Below are 20,228 nucleotides of genomic sequence, written 5' to 3'. Positions count from 1 at the left end.
TCAGTACCGCGCCGGCACGTACATCTCGGCCGGAACCGGGCCGCGGACGTAATCGGGGTTGCGCACCCGCTCGGGCAGGTGGACGGGCGGATGCTCGACGGTGCCGTAGGGCACCTGCTCCAGCAGGTGGCTGATGCAGTTGAGGCGGGCGCGCTGCTTGTCGACGGCATCGACTACCCACCACGGCGCCTCCTGGATGTGGGTGCGGGCCAGCATGTCTTCCTTGGCGCGGGTGTAGCTCTCCCAGCGCCGGCGCGATTCGACGTCCATCGGGCTCAGCTTCCACTGCTTGAGCGGATCGTGGATCCGCATCTCGAAGCGGTGAGCCTGCTCGGCGTCGGTGATCGAGAACCAGTACTTCACCAGGATGACCCCTGAGCGCACCAGCATGCGCTCGAACTCCGGCACCGAGCGGAAGAACTCCTCCACGTCGGCCTCGGAGCAGAAACCCATGACCCGCTCGACGCCGGCCCGGTTGTACCAGGAGCGGTCGAACAGCACCATCTCGCCGCCGGTCGGCAGGTGGCTGACGTAGCGCTGGAAATACCACTGGCCGCGCTCGCGCTCGTTCGGGGCGGGGAGGGCGGCGACGCGGCAGACCCGCGGGTTGAGGCGCTGGGTGATGCGCTTGATGACGCCGCCCTTGCCGGCGGAATCGCGCCCCTCGAACAGGACAACGACCTTGAGCTTGTTGGTGTGGACCCAGTCCTGGAGCCGGACCAGCTCGTGCTGCAGGCGCAGGAGCTCGCGGAAGTAGAGCCGGCGGTCGAGGCTCGGGGCGGCGCCCTCCGGCGGCGGCACCAGCCCGGCGAGGCGCTCCTCCTCGATCTCGAGTTCCAGTTCCTCGTCGTAGGCCTCGGCGATCTCGCGCCGCAGCGCCTCGATCGTAGCCGCCTGCTGCGATGCCTCGAACTCGCTCATGGCCGTCTCACGTCCCTCAGGTCACCAGTCCCGCCTTACAGCAGCGGTCCGTGACAGGCGTGAGAAGAAGCCGCGCGAGACGAGCTTAGGGTGTGTGCGACGCCACGGCGCGGCGTGGCGCCGTGGCGAAGCCCGTCGACCGAGCGTCCCGTCAACGGCGTGTCGCGGACCCCGCGGTGCCGGACGTCCTGTCGCCGGTGCCGCCGCGCGAGGCCGTCCCGGTCGTGTCGGACTTCATCTCGTGGCCCGGTGCGTAACCGGACGCGCCGGGGCTGCCCTTCCGGATGCCGTGCTCCTGCATCTCGTGGCCGGGCGAGCGCGCCGAGGCTCCGTTCTGCTCCGCCGCCATCGCACCGCCCACCATGGTCGTCGCGGCGAGCAGGGCAATCGTGATCCGCATCATGGCTGTCACCTCTCTGAAGGCGGCCAGGAACGGCGCTCCCCTGAAAGTGGTTCCACGGAACCCGCGCGCCGTTGCGCAATGATGTGGAAACAAAATCGGTCGCGCATCGGTCCGGAGATTGCGGAACGGTTTCGGCCACGTCGCCGTTGCTGGCGTCATTCGATCCGCATTCACGCGGTTCACTGGAGATATGCCGATGCGCAGGACCGTTCTTCCCCTCGCCTTCACCGCCATGGCCGCGGCAGCCGGCCTGTTCTGTGCCACGACCGGGGCGCAGGCCGATCCGGCCTGGGGCCGCGGCGGGCATGGGGGCTACGGCGAGGTCCGCGGCGGGCCGCCGGCCTGGGCGCCGGCGCATGGCTGGCGCCGCAGGATGGAGCGCTGGGGCGACGACCGCCCGTACCGGGCGATGCGCTACCGGGAGGAGCGGCGATCCTATTACCGCTACTGAGCGGCCGGGATTGAGCCGACGAGGCGCCGCGCGGGCTCAGACCCGGCCGTTCCCGGCCGGGTCGTCGAGCGGCACGGCGTCGCCCGAGGCCGGGCCGGGACGGAGCGGCGCGGCCTCGCCGCCGCAGCAGGGCGACGTCGCCGGCAGGCAGACCTCCGGCCGGCCGCCGCAACAGGCTTGCGTCAGATAATCGGTCAGGCCCGTCAGGCCTTTGGGGCGCGCGGAGTAGATCACCGACGCGCCCTGGCGGCGCGAATCGACCAGGCCTGCCTCCTGCAACTGCCGCAGGTGAAAGGTCAGGGTCGAGGGGGCGCAGCCGATCGCCACGCCGAGCCGCCCGGCCGGCATCCCCTCGGGCAGGGCGTGCAACAGGGTGCGCAGCGCGCGCAGCCGCGTCTCCTGGGCCAGGGCGGTGAGAGCCGCGAGGGCTCCGGCTTCATCGAGCATCGGTCAAGCTTCTATTGCCATCGAAATTCGAACCGTTAAAAAGAAGGCAATCCGACGGGATCAGGGGCCCTCTCCCGACAATGACAATCAATTCGACCGCGCTGCCGCCCGCGCCACTGCCGCCCTCCGATATGCTTCCCTCGCACGTCATCCAGGATCACCTCAGACAATCTCTGCAACAATACTTCAGTCCGGTCGCCCAGGACACGCTGCCGGCACGCCTCACCGAGTTGCTGGCCCGGTTCGAGGCCTCCCTGGCGGCGCGGGGGGAGGCGATCAGCTTCGATTTCCGTAACGCCCTGATGACGGCGTTGCCGGCCCTGCGCACTTTCGGCCTCTCGCTGTCGCACGACGTGGTGCGGGCCGACGACCTGGTTCAGGAGACCTGCGCCAAGGCCTGGGCGAACCAGCACCGTTTCCAGGCTGGCACGAACTTCACCGCCTGGCTGTTCACGATCATGCGCAACCAGTTCTACACGGATCTGCGGAAGGGGCGACGGGAGGTCGAGGACGGCGACGGCCTGCTCGCCGGACAACTCGCAGCGCCGGCCGACCAGGATCATGCCAGCACCCTACGGGTGGTCCAGGAGCGGATGCAGGCCCTCCCCGAGGCCCAGCGCCAGGCGCTGCTGCTGATCGGCGCCGAGGGATACACCTACGAGGAGGCGGCCGTGCGGCTCGGCTGCCAGGTCGGCACGGTGAAGAGCCGGGTCAGCCGGGCGCGCTCGTCGCTGCTGGCGGCGCTCGGCGAGGTGGTGGATCATTGATCCGCCCGGCATCCAGAACGATCGATCGGGCTCGCCGGCGTGGCCCGTATCGTCCGGTTCGCAGGTGACGGGACGTGGTGGGGGAAGTAGGACTCGAACCTACGAAGGCATAGCCAGCGGATTTACAGTCCGCCCCCTTTGCCGCTCGGGACATTCCCCCACGCTGCCGTTGCCGGCAGGGCCGCCGCATCGGCGGCGGGTCCTTATGCTGGGGTGCCCTGCGCCTGTCAAGCTGAGCGCACGGAGCCCCCAACGAGCCCCGCCGTCGATGCCTGACGACATCTGCAATACAGGGCTTGTTCTGAAAAATGGAATGGTGGGGGAAGTAGGACTCGAACCTACGAAGGCATAGCCAGCGGATTTACAGTCCGCCCCCTTTGCCGCTCGGGACATTCCCCCACGCTGCCGTCGCCGGCAGGGGCCGCCTCTCGGCGACGGGGCCCTTATGGTGGGGTGCTCGGGGGGTGTCAAGCCGCGATCGGTGGCCGGCTCATACGATCTCCGACTGATCGCTTTCGCGATGCGGAGATCGGCTTCGCTCAAGCGCCGCGCGGGCCGGTGAGACGAAATCCCGAGGGAATCTTCCGGATTTCGTCTCACCGGAGTCGTCTCAGCTCGCCTCCGCCACGTCGCAGAGGCGCAGCTCGACCCGGTCGGCGCCGCGCCAGCGGTCGCGGGAGAGGGTGCCGGCGGCGTGGATGTCGCGGCCGATATGCGAGAGCAGGAGCCGCCCGACCGGCGATTCCGCCGCCCGGAACGCGATGGCGCCGACCGCGACGCCGTCCCGGCCGCGCAGCTGTGCCTTGACGTGCCCGGTGCCGACGACGCGCGCATCGGCGACGCGGTGGCGGGCGAGCGCGAAGACCGGCTCCGGCGCGCCCTGGCCGAACGGACCGGCCCGCTCGACGGCATCCGCCAGATCCGGCTGAACGCCGCCGGCCGAGACCATGCCGTCGACCAGCAGCGCCTCGCCGAGGCGCGCCTCGGCCACCGAGGCCGCGAGGTCGCCCGACAGTGCCTCGCGGAACCGGTCGAGATCGAGGGCGGCGAGCGTCACGCCCGCCGCCATGGCGTGGCCGCCGCCCTTGGCCGCCAACCCGGCCTCGACGCAGGCCCGGACCGCCCGGCCGAGATCGGCCCCGGGGATCGAGCGGCCCGAGCCGGTGGCGGTGCCGTCCTGGCGGAGCGCGAAGGCGAAGGCCGGGCGGCCGAAGCGCTCCTTGAGGCGGGCCGCGATCAGCCCGACGATGCCCGGATGCCAGTCCGGGCTGCCGGCGACGAGGACCGGCTGGTCGGGGTCGCGCTCGAGCCGCATTCCCATCTCGGCCTCGGCTTCCGCCACGGCGGCGGCCTCGATCGCCTGGCGCTCGCGGTTGAGCGCATCGAGTTGGGCGGCGATGCCGGCGGCCTCGATCGGATCCTCGCAGAGCAGCAGCCGGGCGCCGAGCGTCGAATCGCCGATGCGCCCGCCGGCATTGATGCGCGGCCCGAGCAGGAAGCCGAGATGCCAGGCCTGCGGCGCCTCCCCGAGGCCGGCCGCGTCGAGGAGGGCGGCGAGGCCCCGCCGGCCGCGCCCGCGCATCACCGCGAGGCCCTGGCGCACGAAGGCGCGGTTGAGGCCGTGCAGCGGCACCACGTCGGCGATGGTGGCGAGCGCCACGAGGTCGAGACCGGCCATCAGGTCGGGAATGGCGAGGCCGTCGCGGCGCAGGCGCCGGTTGAGCGCCACCAGCGTGAGGAAGACGACACCGGCGGCACAGAGATGGCCGAGGCCCGACAGGTCGTCGAGGCGGTTCGGGTTCACCACCGCGCGGGCCTGGGGCAGCACCTCCGGCGCGCCGTGATGGTCGAGCACCACCACGTCCATCCCGAGGCGGCCGGCTTCGGCCAGCGGCTCGTGCCCGGCCGTACCGCAATCGACGGTAACGAGGAGGGTGGCGCCTTCTGCGGCGAGCATCCGGACCGCCGCGACGTTGGGGCCGTAGCCTTCGGTGATCCGGTCGGGGATGTGGAGCCGGTAGGGCACGCCGAGGTCGCGGAGCGCACTCGCGAGCAGCGCGGCGCTCGCCGCGCCGTCGACGTCGTAATCGCCGAAGATCGCGACCTTCTCGCGCTTCAGGATCGCCTCGGCCAGACGGTCGGCTGCCGCCTCCATGTCGACCAGCACGGCCGGGTCGGGGAGGAGGTCGCGCAGGCGCGGCTCGAGGAAGCCCGGCACGGCATGGAGATCGACCCCGCGGCCGGCCAGCACCCGGGCCAGCACCTCCGGCAGGCCGTGGCCCTGCGCGATGGCGACCGCGAGGCTCTGCGCCGGCGCCGAGGCGCAGCGCTCGTGCCAGGGCCGCCCGAGCGCGGAGCGGTGAACGTCGAGGAGCGGGCGGGGCAGGTCGAGGAGCATGGACACGGGGGGAGTGTAGCGGGATTCGCGGGCGCGCGCTGCCGCAGCCGGGCGACACCTGTGGGCGGTCGTGCGGCTGGGAGGCACGCGCGGGTGAACCCTCCCCCCTCTGCGGGGGAGGGTGCCCGGCGGAGCCGGGCGGGAGAGGGGAACCACGCTTCCGGATCAGGCAGAGCCGTTCTGACAGGCGCCCTCTGGATCAGCGTCGCGCTACCCCTCTCGGCGGGACTTCGTCCCGCTGCGCTCACTCCGTTCGCCACCCTCCCCCGCAGAGGGGGGAGGGTTCACCCGCGCGGTCCCCGGAAACGCGAAAAGCGGGGCACGAGGCCCCGCTTTCCCGGTCCGGAGCAGAATGCTCCGGCAGATCGTGCCCTCGCGGACCGACCGTCAGAAGTTCTTGACGATCTCGTCGACCACCTTCTTGGCGTCGCCGAACAGCATCATGGTGTTGTCGCGGAAGAACACCTCGTTCTCGACGCCGGCATAGCCGGAGCCCATGCCGCGCTTGATGAACAGCACGGTCTTGGCCCGCTCCACGTCGAGGATCGGCATGCCGTAGATCGGCGATTGCGGATCGGTCTTGGCGGCCGGGTTGGTGACGTCGTTGGCGCCGATCACGAAGGCCACGTCGGCCTGCGGGAACTCGCCGTTGATGTCCTCCAGCTCGTGCACCTCGTCGTAGGGCACGTTGGCCTCGGCGAGCAGCACGTTCATGTGGCCCGGCATGCGGCCCGCCACCGGGTGGATGGCGTACTTCACGTCGACGCCGGCCTTCTTGAGCTGGTCGGCCATCTCGCGGAGCGAGTGCTGGGCCTGCGCCACCGCCATGCCGTAGCCCGGCACGATGATGACCTTCTCGGCGTTCTTCATGATGAAGGCCGCGTCGTCCGCCGAGCCCTGCTTGACCGGCCGGGTCTCGACCTGGCCGCCGCCAGCGCCGGCCGCCGCAGCGTCGCCGCCGAAGCCGCCCAGGATCACCGAGATGAACGAGCGGTTCATCGCGTGGCACATGATGTAGGACAGGATCGCGCCCGACGAGCCGACCAGCGCGCCGGTGATGATCAGCGCGAGGTTGCCCAGCGTGAAGCCGATGCCCGCGGCCGCCCAGCCCGAGTAGGAGTTGAGCATCGAGACCACGACCGGCATGTCCGCGCCGCCGATCGGGATGATCAGGAGGCCGCCGAGCACGAAGGACAGGATCACGATCAGCCAGAACAGCACCTTGCTGCCGCCGCCGATGAAGCCGGCGAGCAGCGCCACCAGCACGATAGCGAGCACGATGTTGATGGCGTGGCGCTGCGGCAGCATGATCGGCTTGCCCGACATGCGCCCGTCGAGCTTCAGGAACGCGATCACCGAGCCGGTGAAGGTGATGGCGCCGATGGCCACACCCAGACCCATCTCGAACAGCGACTGCTTGTGGATCGCGCCGTTCTCGATGATGCCGAAGGCCTGCGGCGCGTAGAGCGCGCCGGCCGCCACCGCGACGGCCGCGAGGCCGACGAGGGAGTGGAAGGCCGCGACGAGCTGCGGCATCGCCGTCATCGGTACGCGCTTGGCGATCACCGCGCCGGCGCCGCCGCCGATGCCGAGACCCAGCAGCACCAGGAACCATGCCCCGACGCCGGACGGCGCATGGCCGACCAGCGTCGTCAGGATGGCGATGCCCATGCCGATCATGCCGTACAGGTTGCCCTGCCGGGAGGTGGTCGGATGGGACAGGCCCCGCAGCGCCAGGATGAACAGGACGCCGGAGACGAGGTAGAGGAGCGAGGAGACGTTCTCCGACATCGCCTCAGGCCTTCTTCTTGTACATGCTGAGCATGCGCTGGGTGACGAGGAAGCCGCCGAAGATGTTCACGCTGGCAAAGACCAGGCCGATGAACCCGAAGAAGCGGGCCCAAGCAGTGCCCTTCTCGATCAGCGGAACGCCGACGGCCAGCAGCGCACCGACCACGATCACCGAGGAGATCGCATTGGTGACGGACATCAGCGGGGTGTGCAGCGCCGGGGTCACCGACCAGACGACGTAATAGCCGACGAAGATCGCCAGCACGAAGATCGCGAGGCGGAACACGGTCGGGTCGATGGCGCCGTGGGTCGCGGCGGCGACGCCGTGGCCGACGCTGTCGGCGATGATCGCCGCCTGGTCGGCGGCGCGGGCGGCGATGTCGGCCGCGTTGCGGGCGGCGGCGGCGGCGGCGCGTGCCTGCTCGGCCGCCTGGTCGGGGGGAAGGGTAGCCATGAGGTCTCCTCCGATTGCGGGGCGAGCGGCCTTAGGCCGCCTTGGGCTGGAAGTTCGGGTGGACGACGGCGCCGTCGCGGGTCAGGCAGGTCGCCTTGACGAGTTCGTCGTCCCACTTCACCGCCAGCGTCTTCGCGGCCTTGTCGACCAGGGTCTCGACGAAGGCGTAGAGGTTGCGGGCGTAGAGGCTCGACGAGGTGGCGGCCAGCCGCCCCGGGACGTTGGCGTAGCCGACGATCTTCACGCCGTTCTGCGTCTCGACGACCTCGTCGGCCTTGACGCCCTCGACGTTGCCGCCGCGCTCGACCGCGAGGTCGACCAGGACCGAGCCCGGCCGCATCGCCGCCACCATGTCGGCGGTGACGAGCCGCGGCGCCGGCCGGCCGGGGATCAGCGCGGTGGTGACCACGATGTCCTGCTTGGCGATGTGGCTCGCGACCAGCTCCGCCTGCTTCTTGCGGTACTCGGCCGACATCTCCTTGGCGTAGCCGCCGGCGGTCTCGGCCTGCTTGAACTCGTCGTCCTCGACGGCGACGAACTTGGCGCCGAGCGACTCGACCTGCTCCTTGGCGGCGGGCCGCACGTCGGTGGCGGTCACCACCGCGCCCATGCGGCGGGCGGTCGCGATGGCCTGCAGCCCGGCGACGCCGGCGCCCATCACGAAGATGCGGGCCGCCGGGACGGTGCCGGCCGCGGTCATCATCATCGGCAGCGCCCGGCCGTAGACGGCGGCGCCGTCGACGACGGCGCGGTAGCCCGCGAGGTTGGCCTGGCTGGAGAGCACGTCCATCACCTGGGCGCGGGTGATGCGGGGCATCAGCTCCATGGCGATCGCCGACACGCCGGCATCCGCCATCGCCTTGACCTCGGCCTCGTGGCCGTAGGGATCCATGATGGCGATCACGATCGCGCCGCGCTTCAGCGCGGGCAGCTCGTCGGTGGCGGGGCGGCGCACCTTGAGGACGATATCCGCCCCCTCGGCCGCGGCCTTGGCGTCGGGCGCGATCGAGGCACCGGCGGCCTCGTAATCCGCGTCCGGCACGCCGGCCTCCAGGCCCGCCCCGGACTGCACCGTCACCTCGGCCCCGAGAGCCTTGTACTTCTTTACCGTTTCCGGGACTGCCGCGACACGCGGCTCCGCCGGATCGGTCTCGGATAGGACCGCGATCCGCATTCAGGCTTCCTCTGGTCGATACACGGCGCGACGCGCCGATCCCCCCTCCAGGGTCGGCATGTACAAGGCCACGCCTGCCCCACAACTGTAAAGCCGTCCCCTGTCGCCAGGGAACGGCTTTCGTTACAAATTCTACACGATTAAGTCACGCGCAATTTATCGGGCGCGGGAGGGGAAGGGGCGGGCAGGCCGCCCGCGCCCTCAGTAGAAGGCCAGCATCAGGGCGAGCAGGGCGGCCACCACCGCCGGAGCGCGCCAGCCGATGCCGGGCGCGAGCGCCCCGATGGCCCCGGCGACGCCGCCGAGCACCACGCCGACGATGGCCGAGATCCAGGCCTCGCGGACGCCGCCGACGGCGAGCGACAGGACCCAGCAGATCACGACGCCGGTGGCGATCTCGACGAAGGTGACGAAGCCGCGATAGGTCGCCTCGTGCGACGGGCCGTCCATCTCCGGGCGGTAGGCGGAGTCGGTGGCGTGTGTGATGTCGGCCATGATGCGGTAGACCCCGTCTTGTGCTCGTTGGCCGGGCTTTAACGCATGCCCAAGGTCCCGGCAATCAGCCGCAGCCAAACCCCGCGCGGGACGCTGATCCCGCCGGCCAGGCTGCAAATCCCTGTGGATGTTCACGTCTTCGGCACCGGAGACGGCTCGGGCCGTCTCGTGCGGCCCCGATCCGCCGAAGGTCGAAGTGCGAATCCGCACCTTTTTCCCGGTCTAAGGTGGCGAGGCGCCGAGCCATCAGGCCGGTTGCGGCAAGCCCACCTTGTCCAGGGCCGCGTGCTGCCGGGCGGCGAGGTCGTCGAGGGAGAAGCGGTCGATCTGGGCCTCGAACAGGCGGTGATAGTTCAGTTCCGAGCGCAGATGCAGGAACACCGCGCCCAAGCCCACCGCCGCCCGGTCCATGAACACAAATTCCCGCGGCACCGTCACCGGCCCGCGCTCCTTGAGGGCGCGGTGGACCTCGAAGGCCTGGCGGCGGCCGTACTCGCTCGGCTTGACGCCGTCCGCCACGGTGCGGACCCGGTCCTCGAGCAGCGGCCCGTAGATGAAGCGGGCCCAGATGTTCAGGGTATCGACGAGGTCCCGGGTGAGATTGCGGAATCCCCAGGTCTCGTAGGCGTGGACGATCCGGGCCTCGTCGTCGTGCAGCAGCCCCTTGTAGAGATCGACCACGCCGCCGACGAAGCGGGGATGGAAGATGCGGATGCAGCCGTAATCGAGCAGGTTGATGCCGGCTGGCTCGGCGCCCTCGGAAAAGACCGTGTAGTTGCCGAGATGGGGATCGCCGTGGATCACCGCGGCGCGGCTGAAGGGGTGCCACCAGGCCTGGAACATCGCATGCGCCAGGCGGTTGCGCACCTCCAGCGGCCCGCCGGTGAAGCTCAGGATCTTCTCGCCCTGGAGCCAGCCCTGGGTGAGCAGGCGCTTCGTCGAGAGGTCGGGGAAGACGACCGGGACGCGGACCGTCTCGACGCCCTTGAGCACGTCGGCATAGAGGGCGGCGTTGCGGGCCTCGCGGGTATAGTCCAGCTCCTCGCGCACCCGGTCGCCGATCTCCTTGGCGATCTCGCGGGTGTCGATCACCGAGCTGATGCGCCGGTGAAGCGCGAAGGCGAGTTCGAGCTGCTTGAGGTCCGCCTCGACGGCGGATTGCATGTCCGGATATTGCAGCTTGCAGGCGAGCGGCACGCCGTCCAGGGTCTCGGCCCGGTGGACCTGGCCGAGGGAGGCGGCGGCGGCGGGGCGCAAGTCGAAGGTGCCGAAACGGTCCTTCCACTGGGGCCCGAGCTCGGCGGCCATGCGGCGCTTGACGAAGGCGGCACCCATCGGCGGCGCCTCGGATTGCAGCTTCTGCAACTCGGCGGCGTATTCCGGCGGCAGCAGGTCCGGCACGGTGGCGAGAAGCTGCGCCACCTTCATGATCGGCCCCTTGAGGCCGCCCAGAGCCTGGGCGAGGGCGGCGGCGCTGGTGACGTCCTCGCCCTTGCGGCCGAGGAGCCGCGCACCGGCCATCCGGGCGGCGACGCCGCCGACATTGGCGCCGACCTTCGCGTAGCGGGCGGCGCGGGCGGAGAAGCGATTGGCTTCGCTGTCGGAGGCGGACATGCGGGATAAGGCTCGTGCGAGGATGCGCGCAGGCTGCCGCGCGCCGGTCTTGGATCCCTAGATAATCCCGGCCGCCGTCGCCGCCAGGGCGACCGGACAGCGCGGGGCAGGCTCTCAGGTCTGCCGGAGGGCGGCGCGCAGGACCCGCACCATCTCCTCGATGGCACCGTCCTGGTCCTTGGCGCGCACCGCGTAGTCGACGGAGGCGTCGAGATGGGTGCTGATGAGCTGGAGCACCGCCTCGCGCACCGCTGCCGTGATGGCGTTCATCTGCTGCACCTCGTCGAGGCAGTAGCGGTCCTCCTGCACCATCGCCTGGAGGCCGCGCACCTGGCCCTCGATCCGCTTGAGGCGCTGGAGGATAGGCTTCTTCTCCTCCTCCGTGCGTCGTATCTGGAGGCGCCCGTCGACGTACTGGTAATCCATGATGTGCCTTCCCCGACCGTGGGTCCGCCTCGTCCGGGGGGCGGGGGCGGCCCGGGCGACGTCGGGTCTGGTGATCGATTGCCGCCCTGTCCCTAAGGAACGGCAATCGATCCCCTATCAGGGGCGCACAGGTCAAGCTCAATCTTGGCGCAGGCTCCGCGCGCGCCTGCGCCGGATGGCCTAGCTCTTGCTTGGTCGGGTCTTGCTGGTGGTGGCCGGGGGAGCGGTCATCTGCTCTGTCTGGGCGCCGGAATCGGGCCGGGCGGGCCCGAGCACCGGTTCCTCGCCCAGCGGCTCGAAGGCCTCGAAGTGGAGCCGGCCCGTTGCCGTCGATCGACGGACCTTCCGCGAAGCGGCCGGGCGGGACCGGCGTGCCGTTGCGCTCGGTACCCATGAACATGTCGCTGAATTCCCGCGCCTCCTTCGACTGGTCGAAGCCGTTGGGCACCGGCAATCCTTCCTTCAGCCCGCCCATGTCCTCGATGATCGCCAGCCATTGCTGCTGGCGCATCGTTAGACGTGCGAGCAGTCGAACGGCGCGCCGTCGCAATTGACGGGCAGGGCCGCCATGCCGATGGAGAGCAGGCGGCGCTGGAGCATGCCCTCGACGACGTGGCGCGGGCGCTCCCCGCCCATCACCGCCCCGACGATCGGGTTGGCCTGGGCCGAGGTCTCCTGGAGGGTGGCCGGCGCGTCCTCGAGGTTGAGGGCCACCGCCGTCGACAGCATCTCGATGTGGCTGATCCCCCCGGTGGCGGCGGTTCGAGCGTGGCGGCGGGTTTCTTCCTCTTCCCACGGGCTTGGCGTATTCACACGCCTCGGCTCGAGCGCTTCTCCATTCGGAAGTCGCGCGCCTCTCCTCTTCCAGGCGATCCCGAGCTTGCCCGGTATCGCCTGGGGATGGGAAAAAGCTCGCTTGTACGAGGGGCTGGGCTTCCGAGACGGTATGTAAGCTTGCGCGCTGCCCGCAGGGAGAGGAGGGATTCCCGCGCCTCGCCCCCGGACGACGGCCCTGTTTCCGAGGACTCACCTGCCGCCGATGCGCGTTCTCTTCGTCCACCAGAATTTCCCCGGCCAGTACCGCCACGTCGCCCCGGCTCTTGCCGCGCGGCCCGGCACCGAGGTGGTGGCACTCGGCATCAACCCGGCGCCCGTCCTGCCGGGGGTGCGCCACCTGCGCTACACGGTCGCCGGGCGTTCCACCTCCGGCATCCATCCGCTGGCGGCGAGTTTCGAGACCGCGACCCTGCGGGGCGAGGCGGCGGCGCGGGCAGCGCTCGCGCTGAAGGCCGAGGGCTTCCATCCGGACGTGATCTGCGGCCATTCCGGCTGGGGCGAGACGCTGTTTCTCAAGGACGTCTGGCCGCGGGCGCGGCTCCTGACCTTCGCGGAATTCTTCTACCATGCGACGGGTGCCGATTCCGGCTTCGATCCGGAATTTCCGAGTATCGAGGCCGACGCATGGCGCACCCGCGCCCGCAATGCCGGGCAGCTCGTCGCCTTCGAGGCCTCCGACCGGCTGGTCAGCCCGACCGCCTGGCAGGCGAGCCGGCTCCCGGCCGTGTTCCGCGACCGGCTCAGCGTGATCCACGACGGCATCGACACCGACCTGCTGCGGCCCGATTCCGGCGCCCGCATCACGCTGGGCCGCGATCGGCTGTCCCTCGGGGTCGGGGACGAGGTCGTCACCTTCGTCAACCGCAACCTCGAACCCTATCGCGGCTATCACAGCTTCATGCGGGCCCTGCCCGAGATCCTGCGCCGGCGACCGAAGGCCCGGGCGGTGATCGTCGGCGGCAGCGACACCAGCTACGGCGCCAGGCCCCCGGCCGGTCGAACCTGGCGCGACATCTTCCTCGACGAGGTCAAGGCGGAGCTCGACCTGTCGCGGGTCCATTTCGTCGGCAAGATCCCGTATCGCGACTATGTCGACCTGTTGCGGGTCTCGGCGGCCCACGTCTACCTGACCTACCCGTTCGTCCTGTCCTGGTCGATGCTGGAAGCGATGGCGCTCGGCGCCTGCATCGTCGGCTCGGCGACCCCGCCGGTCGAGGAGGTGATCCGTCAGGGTGAGAACGGGCTCCTGGTCGATTTCTTCTCGCCGGCCGCGATCGCCGAGGCGGTGGTCGGCGTGCTGGCCGATCCCGCCCTCGTCGCCCCCTTGCGGGCGGCGGCGCGGCAGACCGCGCTCGCCTACGACCTCGGGCGGGTCTGCCTCCCGGCACATCTGCGCCTGATCGAGGCGGTCGCCGCCGGGGGCGGAGCCTAGCAACCTTCTGCGCCGCCGGCTTCGCGGCGGGGGAGGCGGGTTCCCCTTGCCGCCCCCGGCGCCAGCGCCTAAGAGCGCGCGGCCCTCAGCAAATCTCAAGCGTCGCGCCGACGAGCGCGGCGCCCCGGACAGGAGTTGCCCATGCGCCCCTCGAAGCGCGCCCCCGACGAGCTGCGCAAGGTCACGCTGGAGCGGGGCGTCTCGCGCTACGCCGAGGGCTCCTGCCTCGTCACCTTCGGGGAGACCAAGGTGCTGTGCACCGCCTCGCTCGAGGAGCGCGGGCCGTCCTGGCTGCGCGGCTCCGGCAAGGGCTGGATCACCGCCGAATACAGCATGCTGCCGCGCGCCACCCACGACCGCAACCGGCGCGAGGTCAATGCCGGCAAGCCCTCCGGCCGCACCCAGGAGATCCAGCGCCTGATCGGCCGGTCCCTGCGCGCCGTGGTGAACCTGCCGGCGGTCGGCGAGCGCCAGATCGTCGTCGATTGCGACGTGCTCCAGGCCGATGGCGGCACCCGCACGGCGGCGATCACCGGCGCCTGGGTGGCGCTCCACGAGTGCTTCACCTGGATGCGCGGCCGCTCGATCATCTCGGTCGATCCGATGCGCGACCACGTCGCGGCGATCTCCTGCGGCATCCACAAGGGCACGCCCGTCCTCGACCTCGACTACGCCGAGGATTCCGGCGCCGAGACCGATGCCAACTTCGTCATCACCGGCTCGGGCGGCATCGTCGAGGTGCAGGGCACGGCCGAGGTGAAGCCGTTCTCCGAGGAGGAGTTCCTGAGCCTGCTGCGGCTGGCCAAGACCGGCACCGCCGAACTGGTGGCGCTCCAGAAGCAGGCCATCGCCTGATGGGCCGCCTCCTCACCGGGCGGGTCGTGATCGCGACCCACAATGCCGGCAAGCTGCGCGAGATGCGCGAGCTGCTGGCGCCCTTCGGCGTCGAGGCGGTCTCGGCCGGGGAGCTGAATCTCCCCGAGCCGGACGAGACCGGCACGATGTTCTCGGAGAACGCCGCCATCAAGGCGCGGGCGGCGACGCAGGCCACCGGCCTTCCGGCCTTCGCGGACGATTCCGGGCTCTGCGTCGATGCCCTCGACGGGGCGCCCGGCCTGTTCTCGGCCCGCTGGTCCGGCGGCTCGAAGGATTTCTCCGGCGCGATGGCACGCATCGAGCGCGAGCTGACCATCCGCGACGCCACCGACCGCCGCGCGCACTTCGTCTCGGCCCTGGTCCTGACCTGGCCGGACGGGCACGAGGAGCTGTTCGAGGGGCGGGTGTTCGGCGAACTGGTCTGGCCGCCCCGCGGCGACAAGGGTTTCGGCTACGACCCGATGTTCAAGCCGGACGAGAGCCCGCTCACCTTCGGCGAGCTGTCCTCGGAGGACAAGCACGGCATCGACTGGGAGACGCGAGAAGCGCTCTCGCACCGCGCCCGCGCCTTCCTGGCGCTCGCCGCCGCCTGCCTGCGCCGGCCGGACTGAATATGACAAGGGCGCCCGCTCCGGGGGAGGGGCGCCTTGCTGGGACGGGGGCGGCGCTCGAGGCCGCCCCGCCGCGACGGATTACGCGACCGTCAGGCCGACATCGACGTTGCCGCGGGTGGCGTTCGAGTAGGGGCACACTTGGTGGGCCTTCTCGACCAGCGTCTCGGCGGTCGCCTTGTCGAGGCCCGGCAGCGAGATGGTCAAGTCGGCGGTGATGCCGAAGCCGCCCTCGGAGCGCGGGCCGATGCCGACCTTGGCGGTCACGGTGGTATCGGCCGGGACGGCGATCTTCTCCTGACCGCCGACGAACTTCATCGCGCCGAGGAAGCAGGCGGCGTAGCCGGCCGCGAAGAGCTGCTCGGGGTTGTTGCCGGCGCCGCCGGCGCCGCCGAGCTCCTTGGGGGTCGACAGCTTGACGTCGAGGCTGCCGTCCTGGGTCTGAGCGCGACCGTCGCGACCGCCATTCGCCGTGGCCTGGGTGGTGTACTTCACGTCGACCGACATCGGTGCTCTCCTCAGATCGGGCGGCCTGGGATGGAGGCATCCCGGCGCGCCGCGGCACGGTCATAGATCGAAATCCGATTGCGCGCAATTTGTTTTTGTGCGCCGTCATGGCTATGATCGTGACGAACCCGGGCGCAGAGTGTTCCTCGGGCCTCGGGCCGCGGTCCGGCCCCGCTCGACGGAGCCCTAGAGGAGCCGGACATGGGGGAGCCGGACATGGGGGAGCCGGACATGGGGGAGCGGGACATGGGGGAGCGGGACGTAGGGGAGAGGGACATGGAGGAGCGGGACATGTCCGAGATCGACGCGCGCCGCGAGACCGTCGCCCGGAATTCCGACCGGGATGCCGGTCGAGACGATCCCGGTCAGGCGGACGCCCTGCACCTGTCCAACCAGATCTGCTTCGCGGTCTATTCGGCGGCGCACGCCTTCAACCGGATCTACAAGCCCCTCCTCGATCGGATCGGCCTGACCTACCCGCAATATCTCGTGCTGCTCCTGCTCTGGGAGCAGGACGGGCAGACGATGAAGACCCTCGGAAAGCGCCTCTACCTCGATTCCGGCACGCTGACGCCGCTGCTCAAGCGCCTGGAGGCGGCGGGGCTGGTGACGCGGACCCGCGACGCCGAGGACGAGCGGCTGATGCGCATCGGCCTGACCGAGGCCGGCGCGTCCTTACGCGACAAGGCGATGCCGTTCCCCGACGAGATCGTCTGCGCCTCCGGCCGGCCGGCGGAACGCCTGGTGGCCCTGCGCGACGAGATCCTGGCCCTGCGCGACAGCCTGCATGACTGCGCGGCGCCGGATCGCGGGGGGGCGTGAGGGCGCATCACAGCATCGGCAGGTGCCGCGGCTTCGGTCCGCGCGGGAAGGCGGCGTCGATCCGGGCAAGGTCGGCCTCGCTCAAGGCGAGGCTGCCGCCGCCGGCATTCTCGGCGGCATGGGCCGGGCTCGACGCCTTCGGGATCGCCAGGACGCCGTCGCCGCGGGTGAGCGCCGCCAGCGCCACCTGCCGCGGGGTGGCGCCGTGGCTCTCCGCGATCTCGGCCAGCACCCGGCCGCCCGGGGTCGCCGGGCCGGGGAAGCTGTCATGGCCGAAGGGGCTGTAGGCCACCACCGCGACGCCGTGGCGCCGGCACCAGGGCAGGACCGCGTGCTCGATCGCCCGCTCCTCCAGGTGGTAGAGCACCTGGTTGCAGGCGATCCGGTCGGGCCCCGCCACGCTCAGCGCCTCGTCGAGGTCGGCGGCGTCGAAGTTGCTCACCCCCCAGGACAGGATCTTGCCCGCCCGCACCAGGTCCTCGAAGGCCCGGAAGGTCTCCTGCAGGGGATGCGGCCCGCGCCAGTGCAGCAGGTAACAGTCGAGCCGGTCGGTGCGCAGGCGCTTGAGCGAGCGCTCGCAGGCCTCGATCGTGCCGCGGCGCGAGGCGTTGCCGGGCAGCACCTTCGAGACCAGGAAAACCTCGTCGCGCCGGTCGCCGATCGCCTCGGCGATCAGCGGCTCGGCCTCGCCGTACATCTCGGCGGTGTCGACGTGGCTCATGCCGACATCGAGCCCGCGATTCAGGGCGGCGGCGGCCACGGTCGGCTCGCCCTCGTCGAGGTACCAGGTTCCCTGCCCGATCACCGGCACCGCGGGTCGGTTGCGTCCGAAGGGTTGCCGTCGCATCGCGTGCTCCTGCGATCTGTGCCGTCCTGGGCCGCGCGGCACCCGGTGGGCAAGGGCAGATCACCGAGGATGCACGGTTTTCTGCGATCCGTCGCCAACGGGAGGGTGAGGTGGCGGGGCCGTGAGAGGAAAAAAGACCTTCTCCCCCGGCGTGTTCTTCAAAAAGAACATTCCGGTTGACAGAAAGTCCGCTTCCGGGTTTTTGTGCCGGCCTGCCAACCGGATCAAGACACCCGCCGAAGGACCTCATGACCGCTCCCGTCTCCCCGCCCGCCCGGACCCGCGCGCCGTGACGGCCCCCGTCCGCGTGCCCGTGCCGGCGGACCTGAGCGGCCGGCTCGGCGATCCCGATGCGCTCGTCCGGCTGGAGAGCGTGGCGAAGACTTACACGGCGCGCCGCGGCGCCGGCGCCGTCACGGCGCTCGAGGATATCGATCTCTCGGTGTCGCGCGGCCGGGTGCTCGGCGTCATCGGCCGCTCGGGCGCCGGCAAGTCGACGCTGATCCGCCTGGTCAACGGGCTGGAGCGGCCGAGCCGGGGCCGGGTGATCGTCGATCGGGCCGAGATCTCGAGCCTGTCGGAATCCGCCCTGCGGGCCGAGCGCCGCGGCATCGGCATGATCTTCCAGCATTTCAACCTGCTCTCGGCCCGCACGGCGGCCGGCAACGTCGCGCTGCCCCTCGAAGTGGCGGGCGCCGACAAGCGCGCGATCCGCGCTCGCGTCGCAGAACTCCTCGACCTCGTCGGGCTCGGCCCCCAGGCCGACCGCTACCCGGCCGAGCTGTCGGGCGGCCAGAAGCAGCGTGTCGGCATCGCGCGGGCGCTCGCCACCAACCCGAAGGTGCTGCTCTCCGACGAGGCGACCTCGGCCCTCGACCCCGAGACCACCCGCTCGATCCTCGACCTGCTCGGCCGGATCAACCGCGATCTCGGCCTGACGATCCTGCTCATCACCCACGAGATGGCGGTGATCCGGGCGATCGCCGACGAGGTCGCGGTGCTCGACGGCGGCCGCATCGCCGAGAAGGGCGACGTGTTCGAGGTCTTCACCCGGCCGCAAGCCGCGATCACCCGCACCTTCCTCGACGAGGAGACCGGCCGCACCCTGCCGCCGGCGCTCGCCGGCCGCCTCAGCCCCGGCCTGACGTCGGGGGAGGGGAAACAGGCGGTCTTGCGCATCACCTTCCGCGGTCCGCACGCCACCGATCCGGTTCTGGCGCAGCTCGCCCGCGACGCCGGCATCCCGGCCGGCATCCTCTCCGGCACCGTCGACGAGATCGCCGGCCGCCCCTTCGGCACCCTGGTGGTCGGGATTCCCCCCGAGCCCGCAATCGTCGAACGGGCGCAGGCCTTCCTCGCCGCCCGCGGCCTCGACGTCGAGATGCTGGGCACCCTCGACCTCGCCGGCTGGCAGCAGACCGCCGCGCCCCGCCTCCAGAATCCCTCTCGGACCGATCCGCGTCATGTCGCCTGAACTGACCCGCCTCCTCGTCCAGGCCACGATCGACACGCTGCAGATGGTGGCGGTGGCGGCCTCGCTGGGCACGCTGGTCGGCCTGCCGCTCGGCGTGTTCCTCGCCACCAGCGGCCGCGGCGAACTCCTGGCCGCGCCCTGGCTCAACCGGGTGCTCGGCCTCGTCGTCAACGCCACCCGCTCGACCCCGTTCATCATCCTGGTGGTGGCGATCATCCCGTTCACCCGGTTGATCGCCGGGACCTCGATCGGCACCAACGCCGCCACCGTGCCGCTCACCATCGCGGCGATCCCGTTCATCGCCCGCCTCGTCGAGGGCGCGGTGCGGGAGGTCGATGGCGGCCTCGTCGAGGCGGCCCGCGCCTTCGGGGCGAGTCCGCTGCAGATCGTCCTCAAGGTGCTGATCCCCGAGGCCCTGCCCGGCATCGTGCTGGGCCTCACCCTGGCGGTGGTGTCGCTGATCGGCTTCTCGGCGATGGTCGGCGCCGTCGGCGGCGGGGGGCTCGGCGATCTCGGCATCCGCTACGGCTACCAGCGCTTCATGCCCGAGATGATGCTCGCCGTGGTGGTGGTGCTGATCGTCCTGGTGCAGCTGGTCCAGACCCTCGGCGACCGGCTGGCGCGGCGCATGAACAAGCGCCTGCGCCACGGCTGATCCCATTTTCCCTTACCCTCGGAGCGTGAATTCGATGCTGCGTACCCTCACCCTGGCGGTCCTCCTCGCCACCGCCGGCCTGCCGGCCCTTGCCCAGACCCAGCGCGTGCGCATCGGCGCCACGCCGGGCCCGCATGCCCAGATCCTGGAGGCGGTCAAGCCGATCGCCGCCAAGAAGGGCATCGACCTTCAGGTGGTCGAGTTCTCGGATTACGTCGTGCCGAACGAGGCTCTGTCGTCCGGCGAGCTGGAGGCCAACTCGTTCCAGCACCAGCCCTATCTCGACAACCAGAAGGCCGATCGCGGCTACAAGATCGAGAGCGTGGCCCAGACGGTGAACTTCCCGATGGGCGTCTACTCGAAGCGCCACAAGAGCTTCGATGCGGTGCCCGCCGGCGGCACGGTGGCGATCCCGAACGATCCGACCAATGGCGGCCGCGCCCTGCTGCTGCTCCAGGACAAGGGGCTCCTGAAGCTCAAGCCCGATGTCGGCTTCAAGCCGAGCGTCGCCGACATCACCGAGAACCCGAAGCGCCTGCGCATCATCGAGGTCGACGCGGCCCAGACCCCGCGCTCCCTCGACGACGTCGATGCGGCCGCGGTCAACACCAACTACGCCACCGCCGCCGGCCTCAAGCCCGGCGACGCGATCCTGAAGGAGGACCCCAAGGGCCCCTACGTCAACGTGATCGCGGTGCGCAGCGCCGACAAGGACAAGCCCTGGGTCAGGACCCTCGTCGAATCCTACCGCTCGCCCGAGGTGAAGGCCTTCATCGAGACCAAGTTCGGCGGCGCGGTGATCACCAGCTGGTGAGCCGGCCGGGGA

Annotated in this window: 22 protein-coding genes and 2 tRNA genes; 9 read left to right on the top strand and 15 right to left on the bottom strand. The window is 70.7% G+C overall.

Annotated elements, in window-relative coordinates:
• Entirely contained in the window at nucleotides 1–921 is a 921-nt protein-coding gene (gene ppk2 / locus AC3AOF_RS04290; protein ID WP_236991945.1) for a polyphosphate kinase 2, read from the bottom strand.
• Between the two features lie 151 nt (nucleotides 922–1,072).
• Nucleotides 1,073–1,324, bottom strand: a complete 252-nt coding sequence (locus AC3AOF_RS04285) for a hypothetical protein (protein ID WP_236991946.1) — start codon at nucleotides 1,322–1,324, stop codon at nucleotides 1,073–1,075.
• Between the two features lie 196 nt (nucleotides 1,325–1,520).
• On the opposite strand from AC3AOF_RS04285, the gene AC3AOF_RS04280 reads away from it, so the two are divergent.
• The gene (locus tag AC3AOF_RS04280) at nucleotides 1,521–1,775 is read left to right on the top strand and encodes a hypothetical protein (RefSeq protein WP_488347765.1); all 255 of its coding nucleotides are present in this window, start codon (nucleotides 1,521–1,523) and stop codon (nucleotides 1,773–1,775) included.
• 36 nt (nucleotides 1,776–1,811) lie between these two features.
• Here AC3AOF_RS04280 and AC3AOF_RS04275 read toward each other — a convergent pair whose 3' ends face one another.
• Nucleotides 1,812–2,222 (bottom strand): ArsR/SmtB family transcription factor, encoded by a 411-nt coding sequence (locus AC3AOF_RS04275; RefSeq protein ID WP_488347764.1) that lies wholly within the window; start codon nucleotides 2,220–2,222, stop codon nucleotides 1,812–1,814.
• Between the two features lie 131 nt (nucleotides 2,223–2,353).
• Between AC3AOF_RS04275 and AC3AOF_RS04270 the strand changes: the two genes are divergently transcribed.
• Nucleotides 2,354–2,989 carry a sigma-70 family RNA polymerase sigma factor gene (locus AC3AOF_RS04270; RefSeq protein WP_236991948.1) on the top strand — a complete coding sequence of 212 codons (636 nt, stop codon included), beginning with the start codon at nucleotides 2,354–2,356 and terminating at the stop codon, nucleotides 2,987–2,989.
• A gap of 75 nt (nucleotides 2,990–3,064) precedes the next feature.
• Here the strand turns inward: AC3AOF_RS04270 and AC3AOF_RS04265 are convergent.
• From AC3AOF_RS04265 to AC3AOF_RS04220, 10 genes are all read right to left on the bottom strand, one after another.
• Nucleotides 3,065–3,149, bottom strand: a tRNA-Tyr gene (locus AC3AOF_RS04265).
• A gap of 154 nt (nucleotides 3,150–3,303) precedes the next feature.
• A tRNA-Tyr gene (locus AC3AOF_RS04260) sits at nucleotides 3,304–3,388 on the bottom strand.
• A 211-nt stretch (nucleotides 3,389–3,599) separates the two neighbouring features.
• Nucleotides 3,600–5,387 (bottom strand): single-stranded-DNA-specific exonuclease RecJ, encoded by a 1,788-nt coding sequence (recJ, locus tag AC3AOF_RS04255; protein ID WP_236992895.1) that lies wholly within the window; start codon nucleotides 5,385–5,387, stop codon nucleotides 3,600–3,602.
• A gap of 387 nt (nucleotides 5,388–5,774) precedes the next feature.
• On the bottom strand, nucleotides 5,775–7,178 hold the full coding sequence (locus AC3AOF_RS04250) for an NAD(P)(+) transhydrogenase (Re/Si-specific) subunit beta (protein ID WP_109961410.1): 1,404 nt from the start codon (nucleotides 7,176–7,178) through the stop codon (nucleotides 5,775–5,777).
• A 4-nt stretch (nucleotides 7,179–7,182) separates the two neighbouring features.
• Complete coding sequence (locus tag AC3AOF_RS04245; RefSeq protein ID WP_236991950.1) at nucleotides 7,183–7,632, bottom strand: proton-translocating transhydrogenase family protein; 450 nt, start codon at nucleotides 7,630–7,632, stop codon at nucleotides 7,183–7,185.
• Between the two features lie 31 nt (nucleotides 7,633–7,663).
• The gene (locus AC3AOF_RS04240) at nucleotides 7,664–8,806 is read right to left on the bottom strand and encodes a Re/Si-specific NAD(P)(+) transhydrogenase subunit alpha (RefSeq protein ID WP_488347763.1); all 1,143 of its coding nucleotides are present in this window, start codon (nucleotides 8,804–8,806) and stop codon (nucleotides 7,664–7,666) included.
• A gap of 201 nt (nucleotides 8,807–9,007) precedes the next feature.
• Nucleotides 9,008–9,301 carry an aa3-type cytochrome c oxidase subunit IV gene (locus AC3AOF_RS04235; RefSeq protein WP_236991952.1) on the bottom strand — a complete coding sequence of 98 codons (294 nt, stop codon included), beginning with the start codon at nucleotides 9,299–9,301 and terminating at the stop codon, nucleotides 9,008–9,010.
• A 246-nt stretch (nucleotides 9,302–9,547) separates the two neighbouring features.
• Nucleotides 9,548–10,915, bottom strand: a complete 1,368-nt coding sequence (locus tag AC3AOF_RS04230) for an ABC1 kinase family protein (protein ID WP_488347762.1) — start codon at nucleotides 10,913–10,915, stop codon at nucleotides 9,548–9,550.
• A gap of 114 nt (nucleotides 10,916–11,029) precedes the next feature.
• A complete protein-coding gene (locus tag AC3AOF_RS04225; protein ID WP_236991954.1) occupies nucleotides 11,030–11,341 on the bottom strand; it encodes a metal-sensitive transcriptional regulator in 312 nt (103 codons plus the stop codon).
• Between the two features lie 513 nt (nucleotides 11,342–11,854).
• Nucleotides 11,855–12,070: a hypothetical protein gene (locus AC3AOF_RS04220; protein ID WP_488347761.1), complete on the bottom strand. Its 216-nt coding sequence runs from the start codon at nucleotides 12,068–12,070 to the stop codon at nucleotides 11,855–11,857.
• A 310-nt stretch (nucleotides 12,071–12,380) separates the two neighbouring features.
• Between AC3AOF_RS04220 and AC3AOF_RS04215 the strand changes: the two genes are divergently transcribed.
• The 3 genes from AC3AOF_RS04215 (at nucleotide 12,381) to rdgB (ending at nucleotide 15,097) form a co-directional block, all read left to right on the top strand.
• Nucleotides 12,381–13,610: a glycosyltransferase family 4 protein gene (locus AC3AOF_RS04215; RefSeq protein WP_236991956.1), complete on the top strand. Its 1,230-nt coding sequence runs from the start codon at nucleotides 12,381–12,383 to the stop codon at nucleotides 13,608–13,610.
• Between the two features lie 141 nt (nucleotides 13,611–13,751).
• On the top strand, nucleotides 13,752–14,465 hold the full coding sequence (rph, locus tag AC3AOF_RS04210) for a ribonuclease PH (RefSeq protein ID WP_236991957.1): 714 nt from the start codon (nucleotides 13,752–13,754) through the stop codon (nucleotides 14,463–14,465).
• Nucleotides 14,465–15,097, top strand: coding sequence for an RdgB/HAM1 family non-canonical purine NTP pyrophosphatase (rdgB, locus tag AC3AOF_RS04205; RefSeq protein WP_488347760.1), 633 nt, complete (start codon nucleotides 14,465–14,467; stop codon nucleotides 15,095–15,097). The genes rph and rdgB overlap by 1 nt, the downstream gene beginning before the upstream one ends.
• 81 nt (nucleotides 15,098–15,178) lie before the next feature.
• Here rdgB and AC3AOF_RS04200 read toward each other — a convergent pair whose 3' ends face one another.
• Nucleotides 15,179–15,604, bottom strand: a complete 426-nt coding sequence (locus tag AC3AOF_RS04200; protein ID WP_099954895.1) for an organic hydroperoxide resistance protein — start codon at nucleotides 15,602–15,604, stop codon at nucleotides 15,179–15,181.
• A 291-nt stretch (nucleotides 15,605–15,895) separates the two neighbouring features.
• Between AC3AOF_RS04200 and AC3AOF_RS04195 the strand changes: the two genes are divergently transcribed.
• A complete protein-coding gene (locus tag AC3AOF_RS04195) occupies nucleotides 15,896–16,426 on the top strand; it encodes a MarR family winged helix-turn-helix transcriptional regulator (RefSeq protein ID WP_488347759.1) in 531 nt (176 codons plus the stop codon).
• Nucleotides 16,427–16,433: 7 nt separating this feature from the next.
• Here the strand turns inward: AC3AOF_RS04195 and AC3AOF_RS04190 are convergent, their stop codons facing one another.
• The gene (locus tag AC3AOF_RS04190; protein ID WP_236991959.1) at nucleotides 16,434–17,273 is read right to left on the bottom strand and encodes an aldo/keto reductase; all 840 of its coding nucleotides are present in this window, start codon (nucleotides 17,271–17,273) and stop codon (nucleotides 16,434–16,436) included.
• Nucleotides 17,274–17,562: 289 nt separating this feature from the next.
• On the opposite strand from AC3AOF_RS04190, the gene AC3AOF_RS04185 reads away from it, so the two are divergent.
• The 3 genes from AC3AOF_RS04185 to AC3AOF_RS04175 are packed head-to-tail and all read left to right on the top strand — an operon-like array spanning nucleotide 17,563 to nucleotide 20,216.
• Nucleotides 17,563–18,747, top strand: a complete 1,185-nt coding sequence (locus AC3AOF_RS04185) for a methionine ABC transporter ATP-binding protein (protein ID WP_488347758.1) — start codon at nucleotides 17,563–17,565, stop codon at nucleotides 18,745–18,747.
• Nucleotides 18,737–19,402, top strand: a complete 666-nt coding sequence (locus AC3AOF_RS04180; protein ID WP_488347757.1) for a methionine ABC transporter permease — start codon at nucleotides 18,737–18,739, stop codon at nucleotides 19,400–19,402. The genes AC3AOF_RS04185 and AC3AOF_RS04180 overlap by 11 nt, the downstream gene beginning before the upstream one ends.
• Nucleotides 19,403–19,436: 34 nt before the next feature.
• Nucleotides 19,437–20,216 carry a MetQ/NlpA family ABC transporter substrate-binding protein gene (locus AC3AOF_RS04175; RefSeq protein ID WP_236991961.1) on the top strand — a complete coding sequence of 260 codons (780 nt, stop codon included), beginning with the start codon at nucleotides 19,437–19,439 and terminating at the stop codon, nucleotides 20,214–20,216.
• Nucleotides 20,217–20,228 lie beyond the last annotated feature (12 nt).

This window comes from Methylobacterium sp. 142-1Y (assembly GCF_057747795.1).
The sequence above is the reverse complement of the archived record's forward strand: the minus strand, read 5'-3'. Positions and strand labels throughout refer to the sequence as shown.

Coding starts and splice junctions, on each gene's coding strand:
- ppk2 (WP_236991945.1), bottom strand. CDS start 921: ATGAGCGAGTTCGAGGCATCGCAGCAGGCGGCTACGATCGAGGCGCTG.
- AC3AOF_RS04285 (WP_236991946.1), bottom strand. CDS start 1,324: ATGATGCGGATCACGATTGCCCTGCTCGCCGCGACGACCATGGTGGGC.
- AC3AOF_RS04280 (WP_488347765.1), top strand. CDS start 1,521: ATGCGCAGGACCGTTCTTCCCCTCGCCTTCACCGCCATGGCCGCGGCA.
- AC3AOF_RS04275 (WP_488347764.1), bottom strand. CDS start 2,222: ATGCTCGATGAAGCCGGAGCCCTCGCGGCTCTCACCGCCCTGGCCCAG.
- AC3AOF_RS04270 (WP_236991948.1), top strand. CDS start 2,354: ATGCTTCCCTCGCACGTCATCCAGGATCACCTCAGACAATCTCTGCAA.
- recJ (WP_236992895.1), bottom strand. CDS start 5,387: ATGCTCCTCGACCTGCCCCGCCCGCTCCTCGACGTTCACCGCTCCGCG.
- AC3AOF_RS04250 (WP_109961410.1), bottom strand. CDS start 7,178: ATGTCGGAGAACGTCTCCTCGCTCCTCTACCTCGTCTCCGGCGTCCTG.
- AC3AOF_RS04245 (WP_236991950.1), bottom strand. CDS start 7,632: ATGGCTACCCTTCCCCCCGACCAGGCGGCCGAGCAGGCACGCGCCGCC.
- AC3AOF_RS04240 (WP_488347763.1), bottom strand. CDS start 8,806: ATGCGGATCGCGGTCCTATCCGAGACCGATCCGGCGGAGCCGCGTGTC.
- AC3AOF_RS04235 (WP_236991952.1), bottom strand. CDS start 9,301: ATGGCCGACATCACACACGCCACCGACTCCGCCTACCGCCCGGAGATG.
- AC3AOF_RS04230 (WP_488347762.1), bottom strand. CDS start 10,915: ATGTCCGCCTCCGACAGCGAAGCCAATCGCTTCTCCGCCCGCGCCGCC.
- AC3AOF_RS04225 (WP_236991954.1), bottom strand. CDS start 11,341: ATGGATTACCAGTACGTCGACGGGCGCCTCCAGATACGACGCACGGAG.
- AC3AOF_RS04220 (WP_488347761.1), bottom strand. CDS start 12,070: ATGCTGTCGACGGCGGTGGCCCTCAACCTCGAGGACGCGCCGGCCACC.
- AC3AOF_RS04215 (WP_236991956.1), top strand. CDS start 12,381: ATGCGCGTTCTCTTCGTCCACCAGAATTTCCCCGGCCAGTACCGCCAC.
- rph (WP_236991957.1), top strand. CDS start 13,752: ATGCGCCCCTCGAAGCGCGCCCCCGACGAGCTGCGCAAGGTCACGCTG.
- rdgB (WP_488347760.1), top strand. CDS start 14,465: ATGGGCCGCCTCCTCACCGGGCGGGTCGTGATCGCGACCCACAATGCC.
- AC3AOF_RS04200 (WP_099954895.1), bottom strand. CDS start 15,604: ATGTCGGTCGACGTGAAGTACACCACCCAGGCCACGGCGAATGGCGGT.
- AC3AOF_RS04195 (WP_488347759.1), top strand. CDS start 15,896: ATGTCCGAGATCGACGCGCGCCGCGAGACCGTCGCCCGGAATTCCGAC.
- AC3AOF_RS04190 (WP_236991959.1), bottom strand. CDS start 17,273: ATGCGACGGCAACCCTTCGGACGCAACCGACCCGCGGTGCCGGTGATC.
- AC3AOF_RS04180 (WP_488347757.1), top strand. CDS start 18,737: ATGTCGCCTGAACTGACCCGCCTCCTCGTCCAGGCCACGATCGACACG.
- AC3AOF_RS04175 (WP_236991961.1), top strand. CDS start 19,437: ATGCTGCGTACCCTCACCCTGGCGGTCCTCCTCGCCACCGCCGGCCTG.